The sequence below is a fragment of the Streptosporangium sp. NPDC000095 genome (assembly GCF_042899335.1).
In the GTDB taxonomy this organism is placed as follows: domain Bacteria; phylum Actinomycetota; class Actinomycetes; order Streptosporangiales; family Streptosporangiaceae; genus Streptosporangium.
On the sequence record NZ_JBIAZS010000001.1, the window covers coordinates 1,103,503 to 1,122,050 of the forward strand.

Sequence of the window (18,548 nt, forward strand, 5' to 3'; positions counted from 1 at the left end):
TGTGCGAGCACCGAAGGCGCAACAGGAAAGAATCTTTACTATTTAAAATCGAGCGCTAGTCTTACATGATCGTAAGGCTCACACAAGACTTTGGGGAGGGGGTTCACAAAGGAACTGAAAACGCGCGAAAGTGACCCTTGCGCCCTCAGGACGAAGGTGTAACACTGACGACCGCGGAGCTAACTGAAAGGTTTCTTTCCAGAAAGAGACCTTTCCCGACGCCCACTTAACTGGTCAAATAGGCACAGAGTGGGTTTTTTGCGTACCAACCTCCAACGCGATTGCGTGAACTAACGGGCCCGTGGCCGACAAAGGAGCCCTTTGTGTTCCCACCGGAGACCGTTCCAACCGGTCAAACAGGGACGGAATACCCCCTGTCGTACGGTCAGCAACGGCTTTGGTTTCTCCACAAGCTCGACCCCAGCGACTCGGCCTACAACACATCCTATGTTTACAGGTTGAAAGGTCGCCTTGACAAGATCGCTTTGGCCGCTGCTTTCACCGCCGTGGCGGCACGGCACGAGAGCCTGAGGACCCGGTTCCGTGAAGTGGCCGGGGAGGCCGTCGCGATCGTCGAGCCGCCGTCGCCGGTGACGGTCGAGCACCTCACCGCCCCCGGCGAGCGGGAAGCCGCAGCTCTGGTCTCGACGCTCACCAACACGGCCTTCGACCTGGCCGCCGCGCCGCCGTTCCGCGTCTCGCTGATCGAGCTCGGCCCCGCCGATCACGTGCTCTGCGTCGTCCTGCACCACATCAACGGCGACGGCTGGTCGCTGAGCGTGCTCCGCTCCGAGGTCGCCGTCCACTACGGAAGCCGGGGCGGCGCCCCGCTGCCCGAACTGCCCCTGCAGTACGGCGAGTACGCCCGCGCCCAGCGTCCCGAGGACTCCGAGCTGCGCTGGTGGACCGAGCGGCTGGCCGGGGTGCCTCCCCTGGAACTCCCCACGGACCGGCCGCGCCCGGCCCGGCGGACCGGCGCGGGCGCCCAGGTCGACTTCCGGATCGCCCCCGACCTGACCGCCTCGATCGGCGACCTCGCCCGCCGCACCCGGTGCACACCGTTCATGGTGCTGCTCTCCGCCTACCAGGTCCTGATGCACCGGCACACCGGCCAGAGCGACTTCTGCGTGGGCACCCCCTCGGCCGGTCGCGGCAGCACCGAACTGGAGACCATGATCGGTTTCCTCTCGACCACCCTCGCCCTGCGCTGCGACGTCTCCGGCGACCCCACCTTCGAGGAGCTGCTCAGGCGCACTCGCAGGGTCGTGCTGGACGGGCTCTCGCGGCAGGACGTCCCCTTCGAGCGCCTCGTGGCCGATCTCGACGTGGAACGGGACCTGAGCCGCACTCCCCTGTTCCAGACCCTGTTCGCCTTCCACACCCACGGCGAACCGGACGAGCCGCTGCCCGGCCTCGACGCCACGTACTTCCCCAACGGCTGGGCCCGCGCCCGGCTCGACCTCTCGGTGGACCTCTACCGTGGCGAGGACGGCGCCCTGAACGGCACCGCCATCTACAGCACCGACCTGTTCGACCACGAGACCGTGGAACGGATCATCGCCCGCTTCCAGGAGCTGCTCACGGCCGCCGTGGCGGATCCGGGCGCTCCGGTGAGCTCGCTGCGGATGCTGCCGGACGCCGAGCTCGACCTGCTGGAGGAGTGGAACGACACCGCGACCGAACTACCGGAGCTCACACTCGTCGACCTGCTGCTCGAACAGGTCGCGGCGACCCCCGACGCGATCGCGGTACGCGCCACACCCGCCCCCGCCGCGACGCCGGCCGGGACCACCCCGCTCACCGCGAACGAACCGGTGCGCGAGGGAGCGCCGGTGGACGGACCCGCCGCGCGGGAACTGACGTACGCGGAGCTGGCCGGGCGGGCGGCGGAGCTGGCCGGGCGGCTGAGCGCGGCCGGGATCGGGCGCGGCTCACTCGTCGCGGTCCGGATGGAGCGCGGCGCCGACATGCTCGTCGCCCTGCTGGGCGTGGCGATGAGCGGCGCGGCCTACCTTCCCGTCGACCCCGACTACCCCGAGGCCCGCGTCTCGTACGTGATCGAGGACTCCGCGGCGGCGCTCGTCCTGACCGGCCTCGACGACCTCCCCCCGATGACGGACGCGGTGACGGGCGAGGCGACCGGCCCAATGACCGGCACAGCGACCGGCACAGCGACCGGCGCGCTGGTCCCCGCGGCACCCGCCCGGCCGCTTCCCGACGACACCGCGTACGTGCTCTACACCTCGGGATCCACCGGCCGGCCGAAAGGCGTCGTGGTACCCCACCGGGCACTGACCAACTTCCTGCTGGCCATGCGTGACCTGGTACGGTCCTCGCCGCAGGACGTGTGGCTCGCGCTGACCTCGCTGTCGTTCGACATCTCCGCCCTGGAGCTCTACCTGCCGCTGGTGACGGGAGGACGGGTGGTCGTCGCCGACGCGGAGACGGCCCGCGACGGGGTACGGCTCGCCCGGCTCGTGCGGGACGAGGGCGTGACCCACGTCCAGGCGACGCCCTCGGGGTGGCGCGTCCTGCTCACCGGCGACCTGCCGCGCGTGGTGGGCCTGACCGGCGGCGAGCCGCTCGCCCCCCGGCTCGCCCGCGAGCTGCGTCCCCGGGTCGACCGGCTCGTCAACGTCTACGGGCCGACCGAGACCACCATCTGGTCCACGGCCTGGGACGTTCCCGAGGACCCCGGCGAGATCGTCATCGGCCGCCCGATCGCCAACACCGTCGTCCACGTCGTCGACCTCGGCGGCGGGTCGTGCCCGATCGGTGTGGCCGGGGAGCTGCTCATCGGCGGCGAGGGGGTCGCGACCGGTTACCTCGGCCGCCCCGCCCTGACCGCTGAGCGCTTCGTCCCCGGCCCCGGCGGTTCGCGGCACTATCGGACGGGAGACCGTGTCCGCCTGCGTAACGACGGCACCCTGGAGTTTCTCGGCCGGACCGACAACCAGGTCAAGCTGCGGGGTCACCGTATCGAGCTGGGCGAGATCGAGGCCGTGCTCGACGCCTGCCCCGGCGTGCGGCAGGCGGTCGTCGTGGTGCGCGGAGACCGCCTGGTCGCCTTCGCCGTACCCGCCGCTCTCTCTGAGACGGACGCGGACACCGCGGCCACCGGACCGGACGGCACGGAAACGGGCCGCGCGGAAACAGGCGGGTCCGGAGCAGGTCACGTGGGAACGGACGGCACGGAAACGGGCCGCGCGCAGGGCGCGGGCGCGCTCGACGGCCTTCGGGAACACGCCGCGCGCGAGCTGCCCGGCTACATGGTGCCCAGTGTGTTCGTCGAGGTGGAGACGCTGCCGCTCACCCCCAACGGGAAGGTCGACCGCAACGCGCTCCCCGACGTGGACGCGGCGCCCTCACCGGACGCGATCGCCCCCCGCACCCCGGGCGAACGGATGGTCGCGCAGGTCTTCGCCGAAGTGCTCGGGACCGCGGAGGTCGGGGCGTACGACGACTTCTTCACCCTCGGCGGCCACTCGCTGCTGGCCACCATGGTCACCGCGCGGCTGACGGCGCTGTCCGGGATGGAGGTGCCCGTGCGGGAGGTGTTCCTGCGGCCGACGGTCGCCGCGCTGGCGGATCTGATCGCCACCGCGTCCGTGGCGGACCTGATCGCCACCGCGTCCGTGGCAGAACCGATCGCCACCGCGTCCGTGGCAGAACTGATCGCCACCGCGTCCGGCGACAGGAGCGACGGGCCGCGACCTCGGCCGGAGGGAACCGTCCCGCCGCTCTCCTTCGGGCAGGAGCGGCTCTGGTTCCTCAACCGGCTCGATCCCGATGACGCGTCGTACAACATGTGCCTGGTCAGGCGGCTGCGCGGGCCACTGGACCGGAACGCGCTCGCCGGCGCCCTCGCCGGGACCGTCGCGAGGCACGAGAGCCTGCGCACCCGCTTTCCCGAGGTGGACGGGGTGCCGGTCGTGGTCGTCGACCCGCCGGGGCCGGTGGCTGTCGAGGAGACGGACGCGGCGGGCGAGGCCGGGGCGTTGGAGCTGGTCGCGACCCTGACCAACGCGCCCTTCGAGCTGGGCGCCAGGCCGCCGCTGCGGGTCACACTGATCAGGATCGCCGAGGACGACCACGTCCTGTGCGTCGTGCTGCACCACATCCTCGGCGACGGCTGGTCGCTCAACCTCATCTTCGACGAGGTGTCGCACCTGTACTCCGGCGCCGGCGCCCTGCCGCCGGTTCCGCTCCAGTTCGGCGACGTCGCCCTCTGGCAGCGCGGGCGCGATCTCGGCGACCTGCTCGGCTACTGGCGGGACAGGCTCGCCGACCCCACCCCGCTGGACCTTCCGGTCGACCGGCCGCGCACCGCGGGTGCCGCCAGGCGCGGCGACGTGGCGAACGTCCGGCTGGACGCGGCGGAGGCCGCCGCCCTCGCCCGGCTGGGCAGGGAGCACGGCGCGACCATGTTCATGGTCCTGCTCGCCGCCTACCAGGTCCTGCTGTCACGGCACACCGGGCACAGCGACATCCTGGTCGGTACGGCCACCGCGGGCCGGGACCGGGTCCAGCTCGAACCGGTCGTGGGCTATCTCAGCGACACCCTGGTCATGCGCGGCGACCTGTCGGCCGACCCCACCTTCGCCGAGCTGCTCCGTGAGACCCAGATCGGCGTCCTGGACGCCTTCTCCCACCAGGGCGTGCCGTTCGAGGAGCTGGTGGCGGCCCTGAGGGTCGAGCGCGACCTCACCCGCACGCCGCTGTTCCAGACCATGCTCATCCTGCACACCCAGGACGTCGGCCGGCCCCGCGACGCCTTCGCGGGGCTGACCACGACGGGGTTCGAACACGGCATGCGGCAGGCCAAGCTCGAACTGATGCTGGAGGCATGGCAGGACGAGCACGAGCTCACGCTCAGCTTCGTCTACGACGCCGAACTGTTCGACCGGTCCACGATCGAGGCGATGGCCGCGCGGTTCCGCCTGCTGCTCACCGCGCTGCCGGAGGCGTCCGGCGACCGGATCTCCGAGCTTCCGTTGCGCACCGGGGAGGACGACGCCCTGCTGCGGCGCCTCTCGCGGGGACCCGCGCGACCACCCGCGCTCCCGGTGCCCGCCCTGTTCGCGGCGACCGTACGGGACACGCCGGACGCGACGGCGATCGGATGCGGGGGCGCCACGCTCGGCTACGCCGACCTGGACGCCCGCGCGGACGAGCTCGCGGCGCTGCTGCGGGGGCGGGGGGTCGTGCCCGGCGACGTGGTCGGCGTCTGCCTGGACAGGTCGCCCGACGCCATCGCGGCCCTGCTCGCCGTCTGGCGGGCGGGGGCGGCCTACCTGCCGCTCGACCCGGACCATCCCGCCGAGCGGCTCGCCTTCATGCTGGACGACAGCGCCGCCTCCCTCGTCCTCACCTCGGCGGACCTGGGCGACCGCCTGCCGCCTGGAACGCCACGCGCGCACACGAACGAACGCCCTCCCGCCATGCTGAACGGCACGGTGAACGTCCCCGCGCCCGGCTCGGCCGCTTACGTGATCTACACCTCCGGATCCACCGGAACGCCCAAGGGGGTCGTGGTCTCGCACCACAACCTGGCCGCCCGCGTCGCGTGGATGCGCGAAGCGTACGAGCTGGGCCCCGAAGACCGGGTGGTCCAGTTCGCCTCGCTGAGCTTCGACACCCACGCCGAGGAGATCTATCCGGCGCTGGCCGCCGGGGCCCGGCTGGAGTTGCTGCCCGAGGGCGGCGTCACCCTGCCCGACCACCTCGACCAGGTCACCGTGCTCGACCTGCCGACCGCGTACTGGCACGCGCTGGTCGACGACATCGACGAGATCTCCTGGCCGCCGACGCTGCGGCTGGTGATCCTCGGCGGCGAGCAGGTGCACGAGGCGGCCGTGACCCGCTGGCGGGAACGCTTCGGCGACAGGGTGCGGCTGATCAACACCTACGGCCCGACCGAGGCGACGATCATCGCCACCGCCGCCGAACTGGACGGCTCCCCCGGACGCCCGCCCATCGGCGTCCCGATCGCCGACACCTCGGTCCTGCTTCTGGACGGCTCCGGTGAGGCCGTGCCGCCGGGAGCGCCGGGTGAGCTGTGCGTCGGCGGGGCCGGGGTGGCCGTCGGCTACCTGGGCAGACCGGACCTCACGGGCGAGCGCTTCCCCACCCTCGGTGTCTCCGGTGATCCCGGTGTCCCCGGTGCCCTCGGCGGAGAGCGGATCTACCGGACCGGCGACCTGGCGCGCTGGCGGTCCGACGGGCGGCTGGAGTTCCTGGGCCGCCTGGACGACCAGGTCAAGGTACGCGGCTTCCGGATCGAACTCGGCGAGATCGAGGCGCGGCTGCTCGCCCACCCGGGCGTCGGCCAGGCGGCGGTGGCGGTCCGCGGGGAGACGCTGGTCGGCTACGTCGTCGGCACGGCCACGGGAGACGAGCTGGCCGGATACCTGGCGGCGACGTTGCCCGCCTACATGGTCCCGGCCGCCTGGGTGAGTCTCGCCGTCCTGCCGCTGACCGCGAACGGCAAGCTCGACCGGGCCGCGCTGCCCACGCCCGAGGCCGGCTCCCGGACGAGGACCGCCCCGCGCGGTGACGCCGAGGAGCTGGTGGCCGAGATCTTCGGCGAGGTGCTGGGCGTCGAGGAGGTCGGCGCCTTCGACGACTTCTTCGCGCTGGGCGGGCACTCGCTGCTCGCCACCCGTGCCGTCGCCAGGCTCCGCGCCGCCGTCGAGGTGGAGGTGCCGATCCGCACCCTGTTCGCCAGAAGCACCGTGGCCGACCTCGCGGCGGCGGTGGAGGAGCTGCTCGTCGCCGAGCTGGCTGAGATGTCCGACGAGGAGGCCGAGCGCCTCATGAAAACCGGGAGCTGAGATGGGTCACCGCGTCGTGGTCAACCACGAGGAGCAGTACTCGATCTGGCCGGACGGCCGGGACCTTCCCGACGGCTGGCGAGAGGAGGGCGTCTCCGGCAGCAAGGAGGAGTGCCTCGCCCACATCGACCGCGTCTGGACCGACCTGCGCCCGCTCAGCGCGAGAAGTTCATGAAAAGTCCGGAAATATTCGACAACTGGATCCGGATCCCGGCGAGCGGCGCCGGAGACCGCAGGAGAGGGGCCCGCAATGGTTAGGGAACGGCTGGCGGCGATGGTCGCCTCGGCGTCCGACGGAGCGGTCACGGCCGGGGAGGCACTCGCCGCCACGGTCCCGCTGTCCGCGCTGGGAGTCACCTCCCTGGCGCAGATGCGGCTGATCGACGCGGTGGAGAACGAGTTCGGGATCGAGATCGACCTGTCCGGCGACGGGTTCGACCTGCTCGACGACCTCGACGCGCTGGAACGCCACATCAACGAGGCGCGAAGCGCGCGTTCCTGAACCCAGCTCCGAACGGGGGAGACACATGGACATCCGGTTCTCGGGGAGCCGCTCGGGAATGGCACCGCTGACCTGGGGGCAGCGGGCCATCTGGGACACGATCAGAAAGACGGCACCGGACGACCACTACTTCAACTTCGGCCGCGTGCTCGCCGTACCCAGGAGAGCCAGGCCGCTCACCGTGGCGGGAGCGGCCGAGGTGCTGCGCACCCTGGTGGAACGGCACGAGTCCCTGCGCACCAGGCTCGGCGAGGCGCCGCACGGGAACGCGGCGCACGCGGGCGGCACGACGCCGTACGGAAAGGCGGTCAACGCGAGCGGCACGACACCCCGCGAAGGCGGCTCTCGCGCAAACGACGGCGCGGAGCCGTGGCAGGTGCTCATCGCCGACGGCTCCATCCCGGTCACCGTGTCGGAGGGCGACCCCGAGCGGCTGCGGGACGCGCTGGCGAAGACCGCGTTCGACTACGGCGGCGAATGGCCGCTCAGGATCGGGCTCGTCGTCGACCGCGACGAGGTCACCCACATCGTGCTCGTCTTCTGTCACCTGGCGGCCGACGGCCTCGGCGCCGAGGTGGCGATCACGGACCTGCGGCTGCTCCTGCTGCGCGGCTCCGTACCCGGCCCGACCCCGCCCTCACCGCTGGAGCTGGCCCGCTGGCAGGGCTCGCAGCACGGTCTGAAGGTCGCGGCGGTGGCCGCGGAACACTGGGCGAGCGAGTACCGGCGCATCCCCCCGACCGTGTTCGAGCGGCGGACGGACGGCGCCGCCGAGGATCCCCCGATCTGGCGGGCACACCTGGTCTCCCGGGCGATGGACCTGGCCGTGCGGCGGATCGCCGCGGTGCGCGGCGCGGCCACCTCGACCGTCCTGCTCGCCGCCGCGTCCGCGCTGGCCGGAAGGGTGACCGGCCACGACCTGGGCGTGATGCTGCCGATCGTGAGCAACCGCTTCCGCGGCGACACCGTCAACGCGGTCACCACGCTCTCCCAGGAGGGCCTGTTCGTGCTGGACCTGCGCGAGGGCGGCTTCACCGAGCTGCTGCGCGCGGCCAAGCCCGCCGCGCTGCGCGCCTACCGGTCCGCCTACCACGACCCGGACGACCGGGACCGGCTCACCGAGCGGGCCGGCCGGGAGCGGGGGGTGCGGATCCACCCGTACTGCTGCTTCAACGACATGCGCTTCACCGACCGGGTGGACGCCTCCCCCGACGAGCGAAGCGTGCGGCGGGCGCTGGACGAGACGACCCTCACCTGGCCGCTCAGCCAGGAACGGCTCAACTGCCGCTTCTGCCTGCACGTGACCGACGAGCCCGGCGGGCTGGGCGTCTCGCTCACCGCCGACACCGGCTGTCTTTCCCGCCCCGCCATGGAACGCTACCTGCTCGACCTGGAGTCCTTGCTGGTCGAGGCCGCGTTCCGCGAGGTGCTGGAGCCGGTCGGTTGACGATCCACGCCTACGCCGAGTCGACGTCCTGCGTCCAGGGCGGCGCGCTCCGCTTCCATCTCGCCCGCGCCTCCCGCGCCCCGCTGCGCGGCTCAGTGCTGGTCGAGGACGTGGCCACCGACCTGGCCGTGCTCGACGGGGAGTTCACCGGGCCGCTGTGGACGCTGGAGGTCTCCCCCGGCTGGCGCAGCTCGCTCTACCGGGCGATCTTCAGCGCCGACGAGGAGAGCAGCGAGGTCTACTTCGTCGTACGGGCCGCCCGTCCCCGCTCACCGGTCCTGCTGTCGATCCCGTTCCCGACCTGGCAGGCCTACAACCGGGCGGGCATCCCCGGCGAGTCCATCTACTGGACCGAGCAGCCGACCCGCGCCGCGCGCGTCTCCTTCGACCGGCCGGGCGGCGGGCCGCCGCCCGAGCGCTGGGAGGAGGGCATGATCCGCTGGCTGGGCCCCGCCGGGTACGACGTCGACTACTGCTCGGCCCTGGACCTGCACTCCGGGCGCGAGCTGCTCTCCGGTCACCGGCTGCTGATGATCAGCGGACACGACGAGTACTGGTCGGCGGGGATGCGCGACAGCGTGGAGGAGTTCGTCCGCCGGGGCGGCAACATGGCCGTCTTCTCCGGCAACACCTGCTGGTGGCAGTTCCGGCTGGAGGACGAGGGGCGCACCATGGTCTGCTACCGCGACGCGGTCGCCGACCCGATGGCCGCGGTGGATCCCGCCCTCACCACGGTCGAGTGGTCGAGCGCGCCGGTGAACCGCCCGGAGAACGGCCTGACCGGGGTGAGCTTCCGGCGCGGCGCCGGGACGTGGGGCCCGTACATGCGGCTCATGCACGAGGAGACCTACACCGTCCGCTTCCCCGAACACTGGGTGTTCGAGGGCACCAAGCTGGACGAGGGCGACACGTTCGGCAAGGGCGCCATCGGCTACGAGACGGACGCCTGCGACTTCGTCGAGGAGGACGGCGTGCCGGTGGCCACCGGACGCGACGGCACCCCGCCGTCCTTCGTCATCCTCGCCACCGCCGACCTGCGCCACTGGCACCGGTACGGCCAGGGTGGCATGGCGACGATGGGCGTCTTCGGCCTCGGCGCCGGGACGGTCTTCACCGCCTCCACCGTGAACTGGGGAAACACCCTGCACGACCCGGTCGTGGACCGGATCACCCGCAACGTGCTGGACCGGCTCTCGATACGCGCGGACGACTGGGAGACCATCGGCGCCGCGGACGAGATCCGGGCGCTGACCGTGTTCGACTCCCTGCTGTACGGCGCCACCTCCGGCGGCTCGCTGCTCGCCCGCGAGGTCTCCGGCCAGAACCTGCGCTGGCGTCCCGCGGGCACCGCCCCCGCCCTCGTCGCCCTCGCCACCCCCAGGGAGGCCACCGCCGTCCACCCGATCGGCCTGTACGGTCTCACCGCCGACGACCGGCTCGTCTACCGCGACCCCGAGCACGGCTGGATCACCCTCGCCGACGGGCCCCGCGACGGGGTCGGCCTGGGCATGGTGAACGGCGAGCTGTTCGCCGCCGCCGCGGACGGCCTGTGGCTGCTCGACCCGGAGACCTCGGCCTGGAGCCTGGTCGAGGCCGGTTCCGGCGCCGTGGCCCTGACCGCGATGAACGGCCGGCTGTACCTGGCGGACGCGGACGGCAGGATCCGCACGCGACTGCCGGTGGCGACCCCGGCCGGATGGACCGACCTGTGCGACGCGAGCGGCTGCACCGTGCTGACCGGGCACGCGGGCACCCTGATCGGCACCGCCGCCGACCGCCCCCTGCTCCGGCGCGCGAACCTCCTGAAGAAGGCGGCGCCCACACCGTGACCGTTGACGAACGTCTCGACGGCGTCGTGATTGAAAAGAACCGTGGAGGGCTGAGGTACGTTCGGCTCAGCCCAGCCAGAAGGCGGCAAGTGACCACGTTCGGGCGTCGCTTGTAGAGCCGTCGTGCGGCAGGAACTCCGTCGGGGCGATATACCCCTCGCCGGGGTCAAGCCTGATGCGCAGGCACCGCAGCGGGTGCCCCTCCGCGGCGTAACGGCGCAGGTCATCGGTGTGTGGGTAGTACTCGTCCTGGTCACAGCCCAGGACGCGGCAGATCTCCTTGATATCCAGGTCGCCGACCAGGAGATAGCGGGTGCCGGGTCCAAGGTTGAGGCAGAGGCGTCGGCGGCTGTCCTGCCTGGTCGAGTAGGGCTGTTGGTCGAAGTTGTCGACGTGCAGCCCGATTCGGTGACCGGTCGTGGAGTCTTCGGTGCTGGTGAGCTGTCCGGGCGGGCTGGCCGCGCAGGCGAGGCGCCTACGCGGCCAGCGGCCTGCCAGCGGGTCGAGAACAGTCGCGGCGTCCAGTCGTCCCGGCAGATCGTCGGAGGTGAAGGCCGGTAAATCCTGGCTGACCAGTTCGACCGTCATGCTGGGCAACGTGTCGACCGTAGGCCGAAGTCCTTCGGCTTCCTCCTTGCTGAGTGCCATCCAGTTTCCCTGGGGAATGATGGCCGTGCCGTCGTCATACCCAGGCACGTCACCCGCCTGCCTGACATCTCCGATGTCGATGCGTCCCCGGATGTCGTCGAACCGGTCGAACAACAGCCGTACGCTCATATCTCCGCCTCTCGCGCAGTAGTTGCCAGGCCCTAACCGATGGTGATCTCCATCTCGGCCGCGAACGCCTCGGCGAGGCCCTGGAGTTGCGGCCGGTCGATGATGATGTTCTTGAGCGCGCTCACTCCGCGAATGCCGGACAGGTCGTTGCCGCGAAGGTCGAGGTTGCGGTACTTGCCGTCGTTGAACTCGGCCAGCGTGAGATCGCAGTCGTCGATGGCCACGCCGCCGCTCAGGTCGGTTGCGGAAAAACTCGCCTCCCGCAGGGAGCAGGCCGAGAAGATGACCGACCCGGTGGCGCGTACGCGGGTGAAAACAGCGAGGTCGAGCTTGCACCTCTCGAAGACCACATCATCGAGGGTGATCCCCTCCCACACGGTGCCGAGCATCTTGCAGTTGGTGAACGTGACCCGGGAGAGCTTGCTGTCATCCCAGTGGAGGCCGGACAGGTCGCAGTCGGAGAACTCCACCGAGTGCAGGCGCAGCTCGTCCAGGCGGGCGCGCTGGGTGGTGAGGCCGATGACGCGTCCGTCCATGAGCTGGGTCCCCGACAGGGGCAGCTCGCGCAGACGGGCGTCGGCGTATCGGAAGTCGCGCAGTTTGCCGTGCTCGCCCTCCAGCGAATCGACCTCGTCCAAATCCGCATCGTTCAACCCCGGCAGCGTGACGCTCGTCTCGCGCACGGTACGTGTATCCATCGTCCTACTTCCCAGGGGAGAGGAGCGGTCCCGTCGTAGGTGCTCACCGCGTCCACGACGGTCGTCCGCTATTTCTTCTTGCTCCAGTTGTCCCAGCTCGGCTTGTTGTCGAATCCCCCCTTCAGGTTGTCCCAGCTTGGTTTGTTGTCGAACTTGGCGGCCTGAACCGGATCGGGGCTCTCACGGGTGCTGCTACCGATCAGCTTGTCGATCACTTTCGCATCCGTGGCGGCCAGGTATTCCAGCATGGTCATGCCACGTTCTCCTTTTTGGTTGCGGTGTACAGAGCGGTGATGAGGGCTTGACGGGTAAGTCGGCAGTAGTCGGTCTCCGTCGTGGCGAAGCTGCCGTTCTCGAAATAGCGGTTGCACGCCTGGGCGCCTCGACAGAAGTCCCAGAATTCGCATTCGGCTTCGCAGCGTCGCAGACCGGCCATGAACTCGCGGGCGTAGCGCAGCCGGTGCGCCTGGTCCAGCATGTCGGCGATGTTCTGAGCGCGGACGTTCCCGGCAAGGAAGTCGCCGTAGGTGTCGTCGCTGATGCCGGCCAGCTCGGGCGAGAACAGCACCACGTCTCCGTCCACTGACACTGTCGGGATCGGATCGAGGCCGTATCGGCACCACTCGTCGCCTCGCCCGCTGCGGGCGAGGCGCAGGTAACCGGCGAGCCGGTCGAGTTCACGCAGCGCAGGCCCTCCGTCGTGGGTCTTGTGCCAGTTCAGGACCCGGTGCCAGAAGCGTTCGGCCTGATCCTGGGTGATCCCGCACCGCTGGTTGTTGACGCCTTCCATCTCCTCCACGTTCAGGCCGATGGTGTGCGGCCCCAGCTCCGAGAGGAAGTCCAGGAGGGATTCGGGCTGCTCGATACCTTCGGCCCCCACGACGGCGATCAGAGAGAAGCGGATGCCGTAGTTCGCGAGGCGGTGGATGCCGCAGACGGTCCGGTCGAAGGCAGGACGGCCGCGAAGATCAACCCGTCGGGTGTTCAGAGCCGCCGGGCCGTCGATGCTGACGCCGACGCGGACCTGGTAACGGGCGAGTAGATCGCACCACTCGTCGTCGATGAGGGTGGCGTTGGTCTGCAGGCTGTGTTGTATCCGGCCCGCTTGGCGCAGTTTCTCGAACGGCGCGAGTAGAGCGGCGAACTTGCGTCGCCCCAGGGTCAAGGGCTCCCCGCCATGCCACACGATGTCCAGCTCGTCACCAGAGCCGGTCAGATCCGCAGCCGAGGCGGCAACGGCCCGAGCCACCTCAGGTGACATCTCATTGCCGAGTCGCCGGAACGGCAGATAGCAGTACGCGCAATCAAGGTTGCACAGCGTGGTCGGTTGGAGTACCAGGGTCTTGGCCTGGCCGAACCACCGATTGAAATCCAACGGTCCTTCCATCTCGTAGCGCTCCTTCCTTAAGGGGTGTCAACTGAAGACCGTTCTCCCTCCGCCACGCGTCTCCCCGAAGCGTCCCCACCCCGCCGGGGACGAACGGCTCACCTGCGTCCGTAAGTGGTTTCCAGCAGGCATGGCAGCGTGGGTCCCTCCAGACCCCACGCCGCCACGCCGTCTAACGGGCACTTCCAGACAGGAGCCCTGTCCAGACGGCCCGAGCTTCGCTGATCGAATGAATGAAGGTGTCGTGGACTTCGGGACTGCGGTCGAGTTGGACGGTTCGCCGGATGAACGCCTGTCCGCCGCCCTCGTACAGCTCGTAGACCGTGGCGCGGCACAGGCAGGTCCACAGCACCGGGCGAACCCGCTCAAGCACAGAATCCGCGTACGGTTGCCGCCATTCCAACCGCACATGCCCTCGCTGAACCATCGCCACGTGCGGCTCACGCACTCATCAAGCAGGATCACAACGCGCTCCCGATGCCAGCTCGGACGGGGGATGAACCTCGCGCAACTCCGCATAGCGAAACGCGATCCGACGAGCGGCACGGGCAACGTCCATCGCCGGATGCCGGGCGTAGACGGGCCGGTGACGCTGTGCGTCCCAGCCGGTGCGCCACCAGTAGCTGTCGTCCTTGCACCAGACGACAGGCCCACCCAGACCGACACCAGCGCCAGCCCGTAGCCGTCATGGACATCGGCTTTGATGTTCAGTTGCCCTAGTTCGGCCCGAAGCCTCTCGGCCATATCGACGGGAGTCAGCGAGGCAAGATCCATACCGGTCATCGACGGATTCATGCACCTAGTGGACCGCCTGTAGTTGGGAGCGCGTAAGCGTGTGATCGACCGTGGGTATGGGAGTCGGTTCACACCCCGTGTGAAAGCGATCCGGCCGTGACAGGCGCCCTGAACGGATGACCTGTCCGGAGCACGTGAGCCTGTTTACACTCCGAGCAAGAGCGGCAGCCCTTGGAAGGCGGGTCGATGAGCGAGCCGAACATCCTGCTTGACTCTTTGCTCGCTGAGGCGGGGATCTCACACGCCGGACTCGCCGCGCGCATCAACAGGGCCACATCCACCGCCCGACGCCCGACGCGTTACGACCATACCGCCGTCGCCCGATGGATCAGAGACAGGGCGATCCCCCGAGGAGACGTACCGGAAATCATCTGCGAGATCATCGGAGCTAAGGTCCGTCGGCCCCTGTCGCTCACGGACATCGGCATGGTGCGCAACGGGATGAGTCAAGACGAACCGGATTTGTCACGAGCAGTTGATCAGGCCGTCGCGTTGTGGCGTGGGGATCTCAGCAACAAGGTCTTCCTGACGGGTGCTTTGATGATCGACGGACCGGCCGCTGTCGCACCTGTCTTCGAGTGGGAGAACCCGCCTCACGAGCTGGACGTCTCCCACCGAGGCCCACGCTCCGTGAGCATGAATGACGTCCAAATCCTCAAGGACGCACGCAGCCGCTACGAACAGATGTACCGCCGCGTTGGAGGCGTACCGGTGCGGCCGCGCGTCGTGGCCTTCCTCAACGCCAACGTGACCCCCCTGCTGAAGGGCGGCCATGACGACCGCACAGGCCGGGAGCTGTTTCGGGCAGCCGGTGGCTTGGTCGCGCTCGCGGGTATCTGCGCCTATGACTCCGATCGTCATGCGCTTTCTCAGCGCTATCTGTTCCACGCCCTGCGGATGGCCAAAGCATCAGGAAACTTGGCGTTCGGTGGTTACGTGGTCGCCCTGCTGGCGAACCAGGCCATGTCCCGGGCGAAATACCGGTACGTCCTGCAGTACGCCGAGACCGCGTTGCGCGGCGCGCGGGGCCACCTGAGTCCAGCACTGATCACCGACCTGCACACGCTCCAAGCCAAGGCATACGCACGAATGGGAGATCGGGCAAGCTGTCATGCGCACCTGCGCCGCTCGGAGGTCACCGCCGCTCAAATTCGCCCAGGCGACGAGCCGCCCGAAACCGGATACGTGCAGCCGGGTTTGCTGGAGTGTCAGCATGCAGAAGCCCTACGGCGGCTTGGTGACCTCATGGCCGCTCAGACCTATGCCGAGGAAGCGCTTCGTTCCGCCGATACCTGCCATCTGCGCGGCCAGACCCACCGACTGGCAACTCTCGCCCTTGTCCTGGCTGAACGCGGCGACCTGGACCAGGCCGTCGCTACAGCTGGGACGATGCTCGACCGCGCACAGGGCATGGAGTCCGGACGCATCGCCGAACGGGTCGCCATGGTGGCCGACGTTCTACGGCCCTTCGATGCCCGCGTGGTCGAAGAGTTTCTGACGCGGGCGCACCAGCACGCACATGTGCCCTTGTAGCGTGGTGCCGAAATCAGGTAACCACGCTGGGAGCACGCCGCATGCGCTGGCAGGTCAATTCCGAAGAACCTCTCTATAGCGACCCGTGGCTTGATGTCCGAGTGGCGGATGTGGAGCTTCCTAATGGCAGGCACCTGGCCCATCGACTGATCCGTACCGCGCCGGGGGCCGGAGCCGTCGTCATCGACGATCGGCACCGGGTATTGCTGATCTGGCGGCATCGCTTCATCACCGACTCCTGGGGCTGGGAAATCCCGATTGGCAAGATCGAAGACGGTGAGGAGCCGGCGACGGCCGCCGCCCGCGAGGTCGAAGAGGAGACCGGTTGGCGGCCCGGACCGCTGCGCCCGCTGCTGCGCGTCGAGCCGACCAACGGCATCTCGGACTCGGTCCACCACATCTTCCGCGCCGACAGAGCCACCTATATCGGCCCACCGACCGAGGCGTGGGAGGCCGAGCGCATCGAGTGGGTACCCCTCAACGATCTCCGCGACCTGGTCGGCAAGGGCGACGTCGTGAGCGGCACCAGCATGGCTGGGCTGCTCTACGTCCTTACCGGCTCGTAGTATGCGAAGCGTGCGGAGTCCCGTCGCCCAACCGCCGTACGGAGTCAGATGGAGACCGGGCCGTAGAGAGCGGCCGGGGAGCCGGTGGCCAGGGCCCAGTAGCGGTCGCCGTAGGACCAGTGCCACCACTCGGTGGGGTAGTTGACCAGTCCTACCGCCTCCAGGGCGGTGCCGAGGAGCTTGCGGTGGTGGCGGGCCTCGGGGGACAGCCCGGGGGCGTCGGTGTAGCAGGCGCCGTCGCTCTGCTCGGGGGTGGCGTTGAGCCGGGTGCCCATGTCGACCTCGGTCCCGTCCTCGGTGGACAGGGTGAGGTCGACCGCCGCTCCCGCGGTGTGCGGGGCGATCTCGACGGGCGAGACGTAGCGGCTCGCCGCGGCTCGCAGCTCCGCGGGCGACATTTCCGGATACAGCGTCTTGAGCTCCGCCGAGTAGCCGTCGAAGATCTCCTTCTGCGTCGCCGGTGGCCGGTACCCCTCCACCATCAGCAGCCGGTATCCCCCCGGCAGCTGCGCCTGGGCCTCCTCCAGCCGGGTGAGCAGCCCGAGCCTGAGGTGGGCGAAGGCTCCCGCGGGGTCGGCGAGCCGCCCGTCCATCCGCAGCCGTCCCCGGACATCCACCAGCCGCTCGCCCGACTCCTCGACGGGGATCGAGACGACTCGGGCATCGGAGATCAGAACGATGTCGCGCATGACCGTAATTCTTCCCCAAGCACCACCGTGCGCGGACCCGCCCGCCACGAGCGAGAGGGCGCACCGGGGAGTGGGCCCGGCGGCGGACAAGATCGTGCGGGATATCGGACCGTGTCCGGGAACAGCGGGCAAGATCGCGCGGGACGTCAGACCGTGTCCGAGAACACCTGCTCACGGGCCTGGTGCAGCGCCGACACCAAGGCACCGCGCAGCACGGGGTTTCCCCTGACCCGGGAGACCATGACCCTGGGCCGGCTCGGGCAGAACCGGGCCACCGCGTCCTGCACCCTGTCGGCGAGCGCGTCTCCCCCGGCCCTGCCGACGTCGCCGCTGAGCACGATGAGCCCGGGGTCCAGGACCACCGCGACGGCGGCGACGCCGATGGCGAGCCGCCCGGCCAGCTCGTCCAGGAACGCCTCGGCACCCTGGGCGACGGCGGTACGGACGTGCTCTCCCACGGAGTCGGCGTCGGGGTCGGCCCCGGGGGCGAAGCCGATGCCGTGGGCGCTCGCGAGCCCGGCCACGGCGTCACCGCCGACCAGGCGCTGGAACGAGCCCGACTGGGGCTCGCTCACGTCGGTGGGGAGCGGTTCGCCGGGGACGGGGAGCCAGCCGATCTCGCCCGCGCCGCCGGTGAAGCCGCGGTGCAGCCGTCCGCCCAGCATGACGCCGAGTCCCTGGCCGACCCCCGCCCAGACGAGCACGAAGTCGTCGACGCCCAGCGCCGCTCCGTACGCGCGTTCGGCCAGCGCGGCCAGGTTCACGTCGTTCTCTATCGTCACCGGGACCCCGAGGTCGCGGCGGAGCTCGGCGAGCACGCCGTTGTGCCAGGAGGGCAGGTCGAAGGAGAAACGCACGTCACCAGTGCCGGGGTCGACGACGCCCCGGGTGCCGATCACGAAGGCGCGCAACCGGTCGACGCCGATGCCCGCCGCCTCGCACGCCTGGCCGAGCGCGCTCCGCACGAGCCGTACCGGGTCGTCGTGCCCGCTGGGATCCGCGGCGACCTCGGCGACGAGGGTGCCGGTGATGTCGGCGACCCCGGCGCTGATCCTGTCCGGCAGCACGTCGAGCCCGGCCACGTACGCGCAGGAGGGCACCACCCCGTAGAGGGCGGCGTTGGGTCCGCGTCCGCCCGCCTGCTCGCCGACCACCGCGACGAGGCCGCGATCCTGGAGTCTGGACAGCAGCTGACCGGCGGTCACCTTGGAGAGCCCGGTATATTCTCCCAGTTCGGCCCGGGTGAGAGGGCCGCTGGACAGTAGGAGTTCCAGCGCTGCGCGGTCGTTGAGCTGGCGCAGCAGCCGGGGGGTCCCCGGGCGTGTGGGCAAGGTCGTCCTCCCCGTCACGATCCGCTAACGATCGTTTCTTTTAAGAAAGTTTCTTGTTAGTTTAACCCTAGTCAGCCCGCAGGCAAGCGATCGGAGCCGCGGGTTGCGGTAAACCCGACAGCTCCCATTGAGTGCAGAGGGTCACGGGGACCCCGGCCATA

The 18,548-nt window shown here is 69.9% G+C and carries 14 protein-coding genes; 7 read left to right on the plus strand and 7 right to left on the minus strand.

Annotated features, from left to right (window positions below; genetic code table 11):
- The first annotated feature begins 323 nt into the window (after window positions 1-323).
- From ACFY3V_RS04585 to ACFY3V_RS04605, 5 genes are all read left to right on the plus strand, one after another.
- Window positions 324-6,833 (plus strand): amino acid adenylation domain-containing protein, encoded by a 6,510-nt coding sequence (locus ACFY3V_RS04585; RefSeq protein WP_389769937.1) that lies wholly within the window; start codon window positions 324-326, stop codon window positions 6,831-6,833.
- 1 nt (window position 6,834) lies between these two features.
- The gene (locus ACFY3V_RS04590) at window positions 6,835-7,008 is read left to right on the plus strand and encodes an MbtH family protein (RefSeq protein WP_350944658.1); all 174 of its coding nucleotides are present in this window, start codon (window positions 6,835-6,837) and stop codon (window positions 7,006-7,008) included.
- A 75-nt stretch (window positions 7,009-7,083) separates the two neighbouring features.
- A complete protein-coding gene (locus ACFY3V_RS04595; RefSeq protein WP_389769940.1) occupies window positions 7,084-7,335 on the plus strand; it encodes an acyl carrier protein in 252 nt (83 codons plus the stop codon).
- 25 nt (window positions 7,336-7,360) lie between these two features.
- On the plus strand, window positions 7,361-8,782 hold the full coding sequence (locus ACFY3V_RS04600; protein WP_389769943.1) for a hypothetical protein: 1,422 nt from the start codon (window positions 7,361-7,363) through the stop codon (window positions 8,780-8,782).
- Entirely contained in the window at window positions 8,779-10,611 is a 1,833-nt protein-coding gene (locus ACFY3V_RS04605) for a N,N-dimethylformamidase beta subunit family domain-containing protein (RefSeq protein WP_389769945.1), read from the plus strand. The genes ACFY3V_RS04600 and ACFY3V_RS04605 overlap by 4 nt, the downstream gene beginning before the upstream one ends.
- 66 nt (window positions 10,612-10,677) lie before the next feature.
- Here the strand turns inward: ACFY3V_RS04605 and ACFY3V_RS04610 are convergent, their stop codons facing one another.
- The 5 genes from ACFY3V_RS04610 to ACFY3V_RS04630 all read right to left on the minus strand — a co-directional run bounded on the left by ACFY3V_RS04610 (window position 10,678) and on the right by ACFY3V_RS04630 (window position 13,846).
- The gene (locus tag ACFY3V_RS04610) at window positions 10,678-11,388 is read right to left on the minus strand and encodes a hypothetical protein (RefSeq protein ID WP_389769948.1); all 711 of its coding nucleotides are present in this window, start codon (window positions 11,386-11,388) and stop codon (window positions 10,678-10,680) included.
- Window positions 11,389-11,420: 32 nt separating this feature from the next.
- A complete protein-coding gene (locus ACFY3V_RS04615; RefSeq protein WP_389769951.1) occupies window positions 11,421-12,086 on the minus strand; it encodes a pentapeptide repeat-containing protein in 666 nt (221 codons plus the stop codon).
- A gap of 68 nt (window positions 12,087-12,154) precedes the next feature.
- On the minus strand, window positions 12,155-12,340 hold the full coding sequence (gene amcA, locus ACFY3V_RS04620; RefSeq protein ID WP_389769954.1) for a multiple cyclophane-containing RiPP AmcA: 186 nt from the start codon (window positions 12,338-12,340) through the stop codon (window positions 12,155-12,157).
- Window positions 12,337-13,473 (minus strand): cyclophane-forming radical SAM peptide maturase AmcB, encoded by a 1,137-nt coding sequence (amcB, locus tag ACFY3V_RS04625; RefSeq protein WP_389769957.1) that lies wholly within the window; start codon window positions 13,471-13,473, stop codon window positions 12,337-12,339. Before amcB ends, amcA begins: the two co-directional genes overlap by 4 nt.
- Before the next feature lie 172 nt (window positions 13,474-13,645).
- The gene (locus ACFY3V_RS04630) at window positions 13,646-13,846 is read right to left on the minus strand and encodes a hypothetical protein (RefSeq protein ID WP_389769960.1); all 201 of its coding nucleotides are present in this window, start codon (window positions 13,844-13,846) and stop codon (window positions 13,646-13,648) included.
- 608 nt (window positions 13,847-14,454) lie between these two features.
- Here ACFY3V_RS04630 and ACFY3V_RS04635 point away from each other — a divergent pair.
- Together ACFY3V_RS04635 and ACFY3V_RS04640 are read left to right on the plus strand one after the other, a co-directional pair.
- Window positions 14,455-15,801, plus strand: a complete 1,347-nt coding sequence (locus tag ACFY3V_RS04635) for a transcriptional regulator (protein ID WP_389769963.1) — start codon at window positions 14,455-14,457, stop codon at window positions 15,799-15,801.
- A 41-nt stretch (window positions 15,802-15,842) separates the two neighbouring features.
- Entirely contained in the window at window positions 15,843-16,367 is a 525-nt protein-coding gene (locus ACFY3V_RS04640; RefSeq protein ID WP_362920792.1) for an NUDIX hydrolase, read from the plus strand.
- Window positions 16,368-16,411: 44 nt separating this feature from the next.
- On the opposite strand, the gene ACFY3V_RS04645 is transcribed toward ACFY3V_RS04640, so the two are convergent.
- Both ACFY3V_RS04645 and ACFY3V_RS04650 read right to left on the minus strand, forming a co-directional pair.
- Window positions 16,412-17,056: a M15 family metallopeptidase gene (locus ACFY3V_RS04645; RefSeq protein WP_362898542.1), complete on the minus strand. Its 645-nt coding sequence runs from the start codon at window positions 17,054-17,056 to the stop codon at window positions 16,412-16,414.
- Between the two features lie 146 nt (window positions 17,057-17,202).
- The gene (locus ACFY3V_RS04650) at window positions 17,203-18,387 is read right to left on the minus strand and encodes an ROK family transcriptional regulator (RefSeq protein WP_362898544.1); all 1,185 of its coding nucleotides are present in this window, start codon (window positions 18,385-18,387) and stop codon (window positions 17,203-17,205) included.
- Between the last annotated feature and the right edge of the window lie 161 nt (window positions 18,388-18,548).

Bases quoted from the DNA above. Each gene is read 5' to 3' on its own strand.
- ACFY3V_RS04590 (WP_350944658.1), top strand. From the start codon at position 6,835: ATGGGTCACCGCGTCGTGGTCAACCACGAGGAGCAGTACTCGATCTGG.
- ACFY3V_RS04595 (WP_389769940.1), top strand. From the start codon at position 7,084: ATGGTTAGGGAACGGCTGGCGGCGATGGTCGCCTCGGCGTCCGACGGA.
- ACFY3V_RS04600 (WP_389769943.1), top strand. From the start codon at position 7,361: ATGGACATCCGGTTCTCGGGGAGCCGCTCGGGAATGGCACCGCTGACC.
- ACFY3V_RS04610 (WP_389769948.1), bottom strand. From the start codon at position 11,388: ATGAGCGTACGGCTGTTGTTCGACCGGTTCGACGACATCCGGGGACGC.
- ACFY3V_RS04615 (WP_389769951.1), bottom strand. From the start codon at position 12,086: ATGGATACACGTACCGTGCGCGAGACGAGCGTCACGCTGCCGGGGTTG.
- amcA (WP_389769954.1), bottom strand. From the start codon at position 12,340: ATGACCATGCTGGAATACCTGGCCGCCACGGATGCGAAAGTGATCGAC.
- amcB (WP_389769957.1), bottom strand. From the start codon at position 13,473: ATGGAAGGACCGTTGGATTTCAATCGGTGGTTCGGCCAGGCCAAGACC.
- ACFY3V_RS04635 (WP_389769963.1), top strand. From the start codon at position 14,455: ATGAGCGAGCCGAACATCCTGCTTGACTCTTTGCTCGCTGAGGCGGGG.
- ACFY3V_RS04640 (WP_362920792.1), top strand. From the start codon at position 15,843: ATGCGCTGGCAGGTCAATTCCGAAGAACCTCTCTATAGCGACCCGTGG.
- ACFY3V_RS04645 (WP_362898542.1), bottom strand. From the start codon at position 17,056: ATGCGCGACATCGTTCTGATCTCCGATGCCCGAGTCGTCTCGATCCCC.